The organism is Gordonia sp. (in: high G+C Gram-positive bacteria), from assembly GCF_049299075.1.
Taxonomy (GTDB): Bacteria; Actinomycetota; Actinomycetes; order Mycobacteriales; family Mycobacteriaceae; genus Gordonia.
Map to the genome: position 1 here is coordinate 1 of NZ_JBAQWU010000248.1, position 12593 is coordinate 12593.

The window sequence follows — 12593 nt, forward strand, 5'->3', positions numbered from 1 at the left end:
CGCTGGAAGGCGCTTACATCACCAACCGTCAGATCGAGTCCGCTCGTATCGCGATCAACCGCCACATCAAGCGTGGCGGCAAGGTCTGGATCAACATCTTCCCGGACCGCCCGATCACGAAGAAGCCTGCCGAAACCCGCATGGGTTCGGGTAAGGGTTCGCCCGAGTGGTGGGTCGCCCCGGTCAAGCCGGGTCGGATCCTCTTCGAGATGACCTACCCCAATGAGGAAGTTGCTCGCGAGGCCCTGCGTCGCGCGCAGCACAAACTCCCCATTAAGACCCGGATTGTGACCAGAGAGGAGCAGTTCTGATGGCAATTGGAATCGCTGCTGGTGAGCTCCGTGAGCTCAGCGACACTGACCTGGTTGATCGCCTGAAGGAGTCGAAGGAAGAGCTGTTCAACCTTCGTTTCCAGATGGCCACCGGCCAGCTCGACAACAACCGCCGCCTGCGGACCGTGCGTCGTGAGATTGCACGTATCTACACCGTCATGCGCGAGCGCGAGCTGGGCCTGGCGTCCGGACCGGAGGGTGACGACGCATGAGTGAGGACCAGAACGTGAACGTCGAAGATCGCAACCGCCGCAAGGAGCGGATCGGTTACGTCGTCAGTGACAAGATGGACAAGACCATCGTGGTGGAACTGGAAGATCGCAAGAGCCACCGGCTCTACGGCAAGATCATCCGGACCACCAGTAAGGTCAAGGCGCACGACGAGGCGCAGGAAGCCGGCATCGGCGACCGCGTTCGTCTGATGGAGACCCGACCCACGTCGGCCACCAAGCGCTGGCGTCTGGTCGAGGTGCTGGAGAAGGCCAAGTAGGTCTCCACACTCCGACGTGAACAGAACACAGCTGCGGCCCATCGCCCTTCGGGGAGGTGGGCCGCAGTCGTCGTTGAAAAGCCTAAAGTGCGTGTCACCAGACCGGGGGACTCGTGCTGGGATGTGTCATCCGATCAGTCTCAAGTTTCGTTGGGCTGAAACGGATGGTGCGCCTGGGTCGATATCCTTGTTGGTGCAGTGGACCGCGCCGCCGTCAGACGTTCCGGGCCGCCCGTGCCGGAACTTGTATCCACCGCCGACCGCTAGGACGATATGACTGATCGCGATCAGGATTCCATCCCCCGTGGACCCGCTCGCGCATCGATCGATCAGTCGGCGCCAATGGCCGCCGACTACTCGGTGGGCGAGCCACTCTCGTGGCAGTCGGAAGATGATCCGACCCTGCGTCAACTCCGGTCCTGGCGCAACGAACTCAACGGGACGCCTCCGGCGCCGTCGGCCGGTGCTGGTCCGATCGTGCAGCCACTCGCACGGCCGACTTCGGTGACTCCGCCGGAAGCGGTCCGCAGCGGTCGACACGGCCGCGGTGATGCCAGCGGTGAGGATGGCCAACGGTCGACCGGTACCTGGGTGGTCCCGGGTCTTGGCTGGCATCGGCAGCAGACTCAGGTCGTCGACGGCCTAGCCAGCACCGCACCGCCGCTGGAGCGAAAGCTCCCAGTGGGTAAACCGTCGTGGGATGTGACCCGCCCGGCTCCCCCACAGCCGATCAGTTCGCCAGACGAGCTGGCGCGCGCGCAGTTGCGCACTGTGGCGTTCCCCGCCCTCGACCTGGTGCCGATCGGCACAGCCACCGACGACCGCGAGGTGGCCATCGAGGCGAAAGGTCTGCGCAAGGTATTCAAAGACATGGTGGCTGTCGACGATGTCAGTCTTACCGTCCATAAGGGCCGGATTGTGGCGATCCTCGGGCCGAACGGGGCAGGGAAAACGACGACGGTCAACATGCTTTGCACACTGCTGAAGCCAGACGGGGGCACGGCCACCGTGAACGGCTGCGATGTCGTCAAAGATGCGTCGGGTGTACGCCGCAGCGTCATGCTCACCGGGCAGTTTGCTGCCCTCGATGAGGGCCTGACCGGACGCGAGAACCTGATCTTGTTCGGGCGACTACTCGGACTGAAAAAGAAGGCCGCCAAGAAGCGTGCAGACGAGTTGCTGGCGACCTTCGGGCTTGACGAGGCGGCGAACCGCAAGGTTGGGCAGTACTCGGGCGGCATGCGTCGTCGTATCGACATCGCTTGCGGTCTGGTGACTGAGCCGACGGTCGTCTTTCTTGATGAACCCACGACCGGACTGGACCCGCGGAGCCGTCAGGAAGTGTGGGCGCTGGTCGAGCGACTCCGCGACCAGGGCGTGACCGTCCTGCTGACCACGCAATATCTCGAAGAGGCCGATATGCTTGCCGATCGCATTGTTGTGATCGATAGGGGCCGAGTCATCGCTGAAGGCACGTCCGACGAGCTGAAGGCGGCGACGGGCGTCGCTTACTGCGAGATCACCCCGGTGCACCCCGCCTACCTGCCGCGGCTCCGGGCGGCATTGCACGACCTGCTCGGTCCGGATGCCGCTGACCTCGACGAACGTCCTGGCACGCTGTCGGTCCCCGCGTCCGCGGGGCCGGCCACGCTGGCCGAGGTGCTTAAGCGGACGGAAGCGAACCAGATTCCGCTGGCCGACATTGCCCTGCGCCGACCGTCGCTCGACGAGGTCTTCTTGGCGTTGACGGATCCGGCGGCTCAGGCCACGGACGCTAGCGTGGCGAGTCGCGGGGAGGGCGATCAGAAGCGATGACGGTGACCGCTGCGGATACGGTTCCCGCCGCTACTCTCGAACCGCCTACGGGTCGCCTCAGCCCGCTGCAACAGTGGTGGGTGCTCACCACTCGTGGCCTGCTCAAAGTGTTCCGCAACGGCGAGTTCATCTTTGCGTTCGTTTCGCCGGCGCTGCTGGCGATCTGCTTCTACCTGCCGCTCCGGGAAGCTGTCGCTCAAGTCGCCACGATCGACTACGCGCAGTATCTGATGCCGGTCATCATGCTGCAGTCCGCGGCCTTCGTTGCGTCGTCAGCGTCCATGCGAGCGGCGGTCGACGGGCAGGAGGGTGTACATACGCGCTTCCGCGTTATGCCGATGCCGACGGCGGTGCCTTTCTTGGCGCGTGCGGCGACCAATTTTGTGCTGTTGCTGGTGGCGCTGGCTTGCGGCCTCATCACCTGTTTGATCATGGGCTGGCGCCCGGTACCGGAGGAGTACGGCGGGGGAGTCACCGGTGCGGCGATTGCGGTGCTCCTGGTTGCCATGATCGGAATGGCCCTTACGCTGTGCGCCGATGGCATCGGTCTCGTTGCGAAAAGTCCGGAGGCGACCAGCCAGCTGGTGGCGTTCCCGACGCTGATCCTCGGCATGTTGTCGACGGGGTTTATCCCGCTGAACCAGTTTCCGGAGTGGATACAGGGTTTTGTCGAGTATCAGCCGATTTCTCAGGTCACTAAGGCCATGCGCGACGCGATCGGCGGCATTCTCGACTGGCAACGCTTCGAGCCGACGCTGTGGTGGACCCTGGGTCTGTTCGCGGTGGCGGCGGTATTGCTGGTACTCGGAACCCGGAAGGCCGCCCGATGACCGCCGCAAGCGAGGTTCGTGACATGGACGCGCCGCAGCTGCTGCCGGAGCAGTCGGTTGGTGCCTGGTGGCAGCAGACGCAGATCTTGACGGTCCGGCAGTTGCTGGTTGCGGTACGTGATGTGCCGACGCTGATTCAGGTCTTAGTCTTCCCCGCGCTGACGATGGTGATGTTCAAGGTCGTGCTGGGCGACGTCATCGGATCGGCCACCGGAATGGACAGCGTTTACGGCACGGTACCGCTGGTGATTCTGACCAGCGCGATGTTCGGCTCGGTGGTCTCGGCCACCCGCCTCAACATGGAGCGTAAGACGGGTCTGCTTGGCCGGCTGTACGTGCTGCCGATCAATCGCGGAGCGGACTTTACTGCGCGGGTAGCCGCCGAGTCGCTGCGAGCTCTCCTGACGACCTTCTGCCTGGTGATTGCGGGCTTCGCGATTGGCTTCCGATTCACGCAGGGCGTCGGCCCGGCAATCGGGATTTTTGTGGTCGCGGTCGCGTTCGGCACGGCATTTGCGATGCTCACCCTCTGTTTGGCAGTCAACTCGCGCCCGGGTGCCCCGCTTGTGCCCTACCTCGGACTGTTGTCGTCGCTGTTGATGTTCTTCAATTCCGGATTCTCGCCCGTCGATATGTACCCGGTCTGGCTGCAGCCGATCGTCGCGAATCAGCCGATGACACCCGCGATCGACACGATGCGGGCACTGGCCGCGGGCGGACCACTCGCAGGCAATCTGATCAAGGTGGTGATCTGGGTGGTGGTCATCATGGCGTTGACCACCTATCCGGCGCTCCGCGGGTATCGCCGTGCCGCGGCCGGGAGATGACTATGTACACCGAACGGATGATTTCCCGAACCGAGATGTCGGCATGTTCGCGAGTACTCGCAGGCCACCGCAATCCGGTGCGTGCCATGTCATGTAAACATCGAACATCGCGCTGTGAAGCGTCGGTGCCGCGTGGTGAGATTGAACGGAAGCCGATTGGATCGGGACGCGGAGGTGTGAGTAGCCGGTAGGTGAGGTCCTGTCAGCAGGCAGGTGACTCGGTGGCGGAAATGAAACAAGGAGAAGGGAGGCGCACGATGTACGACGAGCAGGCGAACCCAGACGGAGATGCCGGACCGGATCGTGCGCGCCACGAACTGCTACCTCTCACGCCCGCGCAGCGGGGCATGTGGTTTGCTGACCGACTCTCTCCTGACTACTCGGTCAACATCGCGCAGTATGTCGATATCCGGCACCAGCCGGGCGGTTTCGACATCGAGCTTTTTATGGATTGCAGCTACGAGGTCGGTCGTGAACTGGAAACGCCGTACATCCGGCTGACCGAGGTCGATGGCGTGCCGATGCAGTATGTCGACGTCGACTACGACCAGAAGGTCGATCTCATCGACTTCCGCGGGAACCCCGATCCGCTCGACGAGGCGAAGGCCTGGATGAATGACGAGTTCCGTCGTCCTGTCGATTTGATCAACGATCAGTTGATTGTGGTTGCGATCCTTCGCGTCGCTGATGACCACACCATTTGGTACCAGCGGGCACACCACTTGATCATCGACGGCTATGCGGCCTTCACCAATATGCGCCGTCTGCTCGACCGCTACAACGCGCGGCGCCGCGGCGAAGAGCTCAAGCCGAAACTGATGCTGAATCTTGCTGGCATCGTCGAGTACGAGGAGTCGTACCGTGACAGCGGACGACGCGAAACTGATCGAGAGCATTGGCTGCAGCGCGTTCGCGACCTGCCCGAGCGGGTGACGCTCTCCCGTACCACGGCGACCGCGCCGCTCTCCTTCGGCAATCTGGTGGCCGGTGCACCGCTGCCGTCGGAATTGCAGCGACAGCTCGACCAGCTCGCTCGCGAAACTAGCAGTTCGATCGCGGCGGTGCTGACCGCTGCTTTCAGCGCCTTCCTGTCACGCATGACAGGTAGTGACGACGTGGTGCTTAGCCTGCCGATCACCGGGCGTGCCAATGCGAAGATCAAGAACTCGGGCGGAATGGTCTCGAATGTTCTTCCCGTGCGGATCACCGATTTCTCCGGTGCGACGGTCCGCGAGGTGATCGGCGCCGCACTCCTGGAGATGACTGGCGCGCTCCGACACCAGCGCTACCGGACAGAGGATATTCGCCGAGACGCGGGCCTCGACGGGAATTCGATGGGCTTCGGCCCGGTGATCAATATGGTGCTCTTCGACGCCCCGATCGAAATCGACGGCACCGACCTCGAGTACCGGATTCTGTCTTCGGGTGTCTTGGAGGACCTGTTCCTCAACCTGTATCAATCAGGACCAGGTGCGCCGCTGGTCGTCGACGTGCACGGTAACCCGCATTTGTACCGACAAGATGAGTTGGATGAACACCACCGCAGGTTCATCGAGTTCCTCGCGCGATTTGCGGCCGACGCGGAACAACGCATCGATGCGCTCGATCTCCTGCTTCCCGGTGAGCTGACCGAACTCTGCGGCTTTGAAGCCGGGCCCCACCGTGACTGGACGGCCGAAGAAACCGGCGACGGACACCTCTTAGACCTCTTCGCGACACGTGTGCGTTCTGCGCCGGCGGCCATCGCCGTCGTCGACGGTGACGAAAGCTGGACGTATAGAGAATTTGACCTGCTCCGGCGCAAGGCCGCCGAATGGATGCGAGATCAGGGCGTTCGAGCCGGTGACCGCGTCGCGATCGCGGTGCCCCGCAGTGTCGGACAGGTCGCGGCGATCTACGGTGCCCTGACGCTGGGGGCGGCTTTTGTCCCCGTCGATCCCGAACTCCCGGCAGATCGCTGCGAACTCATTCTCGCGACCGCTTCACCGAGGCTCGTCGTCGACCAGGAGGCGCTGCACGATTCTGGGCTGACCGTCAAACCCTCCGCGGGTGAATCCCGGCCGGAGCGCGCCGTCGAGTTCGCAACGGACGCGGCCGCGTACGTCATCTTCACCTCGGGATCCACCGGTACCCCGAAGGGTGTGCAAGTATCGCACCGCGCACTCCTCAACCGCCTCGCATGGGTCCAGCAGGACTTCCCGATCGGGGCCGATGACACCTGGCTGTACAAGACTCCGTTCACTTTTGATCCGTCCGTGATCGAGCTTCTCTGGCCGCTCCAACAGGGCGCCACGATGGTGATCGCAAAGCCAGGTGGGCATCGCGATCCGGCATACCTCGCCGAGCTCATCGCCGAGCGCGCAGTCACGACGCTGCACTTTGTTCCGTCGATGCTCGATGTTTTCGCCGAGGGCCTCGACTCCCAAACCCTTGCTGCGGTGCGACGACTGTTCGTCTCCGGTGAAGCGCTCCTGACGGCGCTCGCCGAACGGGTGGGTGTCCTGAGCGACGCCCAGATCGTCAACCTCTACGGTCCGACGGAAGCTGCGGTCGACGTCACCCAGTATGTGGTGCAGCCCGGCGATCAGCAGACCCCTATCGGAGTTCCCGTTGCCAACACCGGGACGATGGTGCTCGACAGCAGGCTTCGGCGGCAGCCTGTCGGCGTAGCTGGTGAACTCTATCTGTCTGGTGTGCAGTTGGCCGACGGATATGTCGGAAGTCCGGGGTTGACCGCGGAGCGATTTGTTGCCGATCCGTTTGACGACGGGGCCCGGCTGTATCGGACGGGCGACCTGGTCCGCTGGAACGACCGAGGTCAAATCGAATACCTCGGACGAACCGACTTCCAAGTGAAGATTCGTGGCCAGCGCGTCGAGCTCGGTGAGATCGAAGCGACGCTACTCGCCGATGATTCGGTGGTCGGGGCCGTGGTGATGGTGGATGAGTCAGGAAGTTCGCTGAACGCGTTCGTCCGTTTGTCGGATACGGACGGCCCGGACGGTTTCGAAGCAGATCGTCTACGGCGTTTGTGTACACGCCACCTGCCCGGACACATGGTTCCGGCAGCGGTGATGGTTCTGGACGCGTTCCCGGTCAATGCCTCCGGAAAGCTCGATCGTCGGGCACTGCCGGTGCCTACGCCGGTGATCCTCCAAGGCGCCACGGAGTTCATTCCGCCGGAGTCAGAGGCGGAAGTGCTGCTCGCTGAATTGATCAGTGAGTTGCTGGGTGTCGAGCGAATCGGTATGCGCGACAACATCTTTCACCTCGGTGCAGACTCTCTGACGGCCGCGCGGCTGGCAGCCCGAGCACGAACTACGGCCGGGCTGGACCTGGCCTTGGGTGCAATATTCGCCAGCGACTCGGTTGCCGATCTCGCTGTTGCTGCCCGGCCGGTAGTCGGGGGGTCCGCGCTTCCGGCGCTTGTGCGGATGGAGCGCCCGGACTTGATCCCGCTGTCGTATCCGCAGACGCGGCTGTGGTTCATCAACCGCGTTGAGCCTGAATCTCCGGCCTACAACATGCCCGGCGCAGTCCGTCTTCCGGCTGATCTGGACGTCGACGCGCTGGAACTTGCCCTGGCGGACCTGCTTGTGCGGCACGAGTCGCTGCGCACACTCTTCCCCTCCGTCGACGGCGAACCGGTGCAAGAGATACTGTCGCCCGAGAAAGCGCAGTTCGCGCTGCGCCGTGCGGCCGCCGTTGCAGACGAGGTACTCGCGGTCGTCACGGCAGAGGTGATGGCGGGATTTGATCTTACCGTCGAGCTTCCGGTGCGGTTCTCGCTGGTGACGGTGGTCGAGGATGGACAACCTAGCGGATACGTCCTGCTGACCGTCCTGCATCACATCGCCGGAGACGGCGCGTCGCTGGTGCCGTTGATTGGCGACCTCCTTACGGCGTATGCCGCGCGCGCTGCCGGCACGGTTCCGGTGTGGGATGCGCTCCCGATCCAATACGCGGATTTCACGCTCTGGCAGCGCGAAGTGCTCGGCGATCCGGCGGACGAGGACTCGCAACTCGGGCGCGAATTGGCCTATTGGACTGGTCAGCTTGCGGATCTACCGGAGAAGCTGGCCCTCCCGGTTGACAGTCCTCGGACCAGTCCGGCCACCGGAGCGGGCGCATTTGTTGACACGGAACTGTCGGATGAGGCGCTTACGGCACTCCGGCGCTTGGCGCGTGAAGCGCAGGTCACCCCATTCACGGTGCTACATGGAGCGCTGGCGGCACTGCTGGCGCGCGTGGCAAATACTGACGACGTAGCTATCGGAACCGCGGTGGCTGGCCGCGACCATCCGGAAGTCGCGGGTCTGATTGGGATGTTCGTCAACACCGTCGTCTTGCGCACGCGGGTGCGGCCGGGCGACACCATTGGCGATGTATTGAGGCACGCCCACGAGGTGCGGACCTCTGCGCTCGAGCACTCGTCGGCTCCGTTCGAAGCGATCGTAGAAGCCGTTGGTCACCCCCGTTCGATGACGCACAGCCCCTTGTTTCAGGTGGCTTTCACGATGATCGCCGACCACCAGAACGTACTGGCGGGGTCGGGGGTCGAGGCACTCGAAGCACGACCAGAAGTGGCCAAGTACGATCTCGCGATCACCGCGACCCAGTTCGCAGACGGCGCCGTCTCTCTCGAATTTTCGTATGCGACCGACGTTTTCGAGCGAGACACCGTGCAGCGGCTGTCCGATTACCTCGAACGCCTCCTTATTGCGATGGCCGTCGACACCGCGCGGCCGGTTGGCAGAATTGCGTTGCTCTCGGGTGAGGAGATCGCGCAAGTCGCGGACCGCAGCGACAAGGTTGAGCCGAGGACCTTCCGCGAACTCCTCCAGGAAATGGAGATTCGGGCAGAACCGAAGCAGCCTGCGCTGATCGGTTCGGAGGTTGTCAGCAACGAGGCCTTCGGCATGCGGTCGAATCAGCTGGCGCGTGAACTTATCGCCCGGGGAGTGGGCCCCGGCGATGTCGTCGCGGTCGCGATGCCGCGGTCGGAGCTGTCGGTGCTCGCGAGCGTCGCCGTAGCGAAGACCGGCGCCGCTTTCGTCAGCATCGATCCGCGGCATCCCGCGGACCGGCGGGCGATGATGCTGTCGACCAGTGGCGCGCGCGTGGGACTCACCGTCACGGGTGTGGAACTGAGTGGGCACGACTGGACCGAGTGGATCGTCGTCGACAATGAGGCCACGGAACTGCACCTGGCCGGCCGCAGCGGTCGCCCGATCAGCGACACCGAGCTGGTCCGGATCGCCGCGCTAGACGATGCCGCTTATTTGATCTTTACGTCGGGTTCCACCGGCCTTCCGAAGGCCACCGCGGTGCCACATCGTGGTCTCGCGAACCTGCTCGACAATCAGCGGCGCCGCCTCGCCCTCAACGCCGGATCCAGGGTTTTGCACGTAGCCTCACCGAGCTTCGACGCCTCAGTCTTCGAATTGCTGATGGCGCTGGCAGCGAACGGATCGCTGGTGGTGGCCGACGTGCACACGTATGCGGGCCGTGACCTGGAGCGGTTCATCGCTCGCCACCGTGTCACTCACGCGGTGATGACTCCGTCGGCGTTGAGCACCGTGGATCCACGAAACGTCCCGTCTTTGCAGTGTGTGCTTAGCGCAGGAGAGGCGTGCCCGCCCGAGTTGATGCGCCGATGGGCTGCCAGTGGTTGCCGCTTCTTCAATCTGTATGGGCCGACGGAAGCGACGATCTGGGCCACGGTGGACGGACCGTTGCGCGCGGCTGATGAGATCACCATCGGACGCCCGATTGACGGCGTCGGTGCCCTCGTCCTCGATACGTCGCTGCAGGTAACGCCGCTCGGCGTGCTCGGCGAGCTGTATCTGACCGGTGACCAATTGGCGCTTGGATACCTGGACCGTGCAGGCCAGACGGCTGGGGCTTTCGTTGCCAACCCGTTCGAGCCGGGACGGCGCATGTACCGAACCGGCGATATGGTGATCCGCCGCGCCGATGGCCGGTTGACCTATCGCGGACGCGGCGACTTCCAACTCAAAGTGCGCGGCATGCGTATCGAACCGGGTGAGGTCGACGCGGTTCTGGCGGTGCACCCGGCGGTAGCCAATGCTCTGAGCCTGGGTGTCAAGGGGCCGGGCGGTGAGAGCGTGCTGGTCTCGTATGTCAGCCCGGTCGACGGCGCAACGATCACCTCGGCAGAGTTGCACCGGCATGCAACTGAACTGCTGCCCGCGCACCTGGTGCCGAGCGCGATCACGGTTGTCGATGAATTCCCGACGACAGTGGTTGGCAAGATCGACCGGAGCCGCCTACCGGAGGTCGAATTCACCAGGTCGGCCGCGTATCTCCCGCCGCGCAATGAGATGGAATCGGTGGTCGCCGAGGTATTCGCGCAGGTGCTCGACGTTGATCAGGTCGGAGCGCACGACAGCTTCTTCGATCTCGGCGGCACCTCGCTGTCGGCAGCGAAGCTGGCGACGAGCCTGTCGCGCGTCCTTGACCGGACCGTTTCGGTGAAGACGGTGTTCGAGGGGTCGACCGTCGCGGGAGTGGCCGCGGCCATTGCCAGCCTGTCGATCGGGGTGGCGAGTCCGGAACTGGTCGCTCGACCGCGCGCCGAGCTCGTGCCGGTCTCGGATGTGCAGCGCGGGATGTGGCTGCTGAACCAGGCGGATCCGGCGTCCGCCGCGTACAACATCGCCATGGCGCTGCGCTTCCAGGGTGCCCTGGATCTGGCCGCACTGAAGGCCGCGTGCGCCGATCTGGTGGAACGGCAGGAAGCCCTGCGCACCATCTATCCGATGGTCGGTGGGCGTCCTGTTCAGTTGATCGAACGCGCCGACAAGGTAGTGGCCGGACTGGATTTGGTTCCCGTGGCGGTGCAAGGCGACCTGGCCGAGCGTGTCGCGGAGATCACCGGCGAGGGCTTCGACGTCACGACGCAGCCGCCCTTGCGGATCGCGATTCTCGCACTCGGCGAGGACGATCACGTGATTGTGTTCGTGATTCACCACATCAGCGCCGACGGCGCGTCGATTGCACCTCTCGCCCATGACTTCATGACCGCGTACATGGCGCGCCATTCCGGACACGGCCCACACTGGCTGCCACTGCCAGTGCAGTACGCCGACTTCGCCGTGTGGCAGGAAGAACGACTTGAGTTGACTGACGGCGATGGGGTCAGTCAGCGCGAACGTCAACTGGATTACTGGCGCGAACGGCTCTCCGGCGCGCCGGAGACAATGGATCTGCCCGCCGACAGGTCGCGCCCCGCCACCGCGAGTTACGCCGGCGCGGTGGTGGACTTCGAGATACCGTCGGAACTGGCCGAGCAGCTGCACCAGGTCGCTCGGCGCTTCGGCGCCTCGCTCTTCATGGTGACGCATGCGGCGCTCACCGTGCTCCTCGCCCGGCTCGGCGGTCACGGTGACGTGGTGATCGGAACCCCGTACGCGGGCCGCGGCGAGGCTGCGCTGGACGACATTGTCGGCATGTTCGTGAATACGCTCGCCCTGCGTACTCGGGTGGATCCGGGCGAGCCGTTCGGTGACCTCCTGCAGCGCGTCCGCACCGACGATCTCACGGATATGGCGAACACGGACGTGTCCTTCGATTCGGTTGCGACTGCGATCGGCGCGCAGCGCACGAGTGCGGTGAATCCGGTGTTCCAGGTGATGTTCACTTTCCAGAATCTGGAATTCCCATCCGTGGCACTCGACGACGTGACGATTACGCCGGTGTCGGAGGAGCTGTCCGCAGCCAAGGTCGACCTTCAGCTCACGCTGTTCCCGAACGATCCGGCCGCACTGGGGGCCGGGGAGAAGGGCGCAGGGATGCGTGCGCAGTTCCTGTACGCCACCGACTTGTTCGACGAGACGAGCGTGCAGCGATACGCAGAACGGTATCGGCAAGTTCTCGAGGCGATCGCCGCTGATCCCGAGGTACTGGTGGGGGACATATCCATCGCGACCGTCGCCGAGCGGGCGTCCATCGCATCGGCCAAGACCGCGCGAACCCTCAACGAGCTGGTGGCCGCGGCGGCCGTCAGCTCGCCGGAGTCGATCGCGATCAGCGAGGGCGGCATGGAGGTCACGTTCTCCACGCTGTCGGTGACGGCTACGGCGATGGCGGCTGCGCTCCCGGATGCCGATGCAGCGCTGACCACTGCGGTAATGAGCCTCGCCCCGATGGTGGCGGCCGGTGGACCGGAGAGGCTTGGCGAGGTATTCGCGGAACTGCGGAGACGCGCGGAAGCAGCCATAGAACAGATCGCCTACGACGAAGAGAGTGTGCAGCGTCCATGAGTGGTATTTCCTCT

At 64.1% G+C, this 12593-nt stretch carries 7 protein-coding genes; all 7 read left to right on the top strand.

Features of this window, described 5'->3' with window-relative positions:
• A partial coding sequence (gene rplP / locus WAW85_RS07760) for a 50S ribosomal protein L16 (RefSeq protein ID WP_422559048.1) occupies nt 1-311 on the top strand: 311 nt, incomplete at its 5' end.
• On the top strand, nt 311-544 hold the full coding sequence (gene rpmC, locus WAW85_RS07765; protein WP_422559049.1) for a 50S ribosomal protein L29: 234 nt from the start codon (nt 311-313) through the stop codon (nt 542-544). The genes rplP and rpmC, both read left to right, overlap by 1 nt.
• A complete protein-coding gene (gene rpsQ / locus WAW85_RS07770; RefSeq protein WP_422559050.1) occupies nt 541-822 on the top strand; it encodes a 30S ribosomal protein S17 in 282 nt (93 codons plus the stop codon). The genes rpmC and rpsQ overlap by 4 nt, the downstream gene beginning before the upstream one ends.
• A 273-nt stretch (nt 823-1095) precedes the next feature.
• Nucleotides 1096-2637 (top strand): ATP-binding cassette domain-containing protein, encoded by a 1542-nt coding sequence (locus WAW85_RS07775; RefSeq protein WP_422559051.1) that lies wholly within the window; start codon nt 1096-1098, stop codon nt 2635-2637.
• Nucleotides 2634-3467 carry an ABC transporter permease gene (locus WAW85_RS07780; RefSeq protein ID WP_422559052.1) on the top strand — a complete coding sequence of 278 codons (834 nt, stop codon included), beginning with the start codon at nt 2634-2636 and terminating at the stop codon, nt 3465-3467. Before WAW85_RS07775 ends, WAW85_RS07780 begins: the two co-directional genes overlap by 4 nt.
• Before the next feature lie 23 nt (nt 3468-3490).
• The gene (locus tag WAW85_RS07785; RefSeq protein WP_422559053.1) at nt 3491-4294 is read left to right on the top strand and encodes an ABC transporter permease; all 804 of its coding nucleotides are present in this window, start codon (nt 3491-3493) and stop codon (nt 4292-4294) included.
• 257 nt (nt 4295-4551) lie between these two features.
• Entirely contained in the window at nt 4552-12579 is an 8028-nt protein-coding gene (locus WAW85_RS07790; protein ID WP_422559054.1) for an amino acid adenylation domain-containing protein, read from the top strand.
• Nucleotides 12580-12593: the final 14 nt, after the last annotated feature.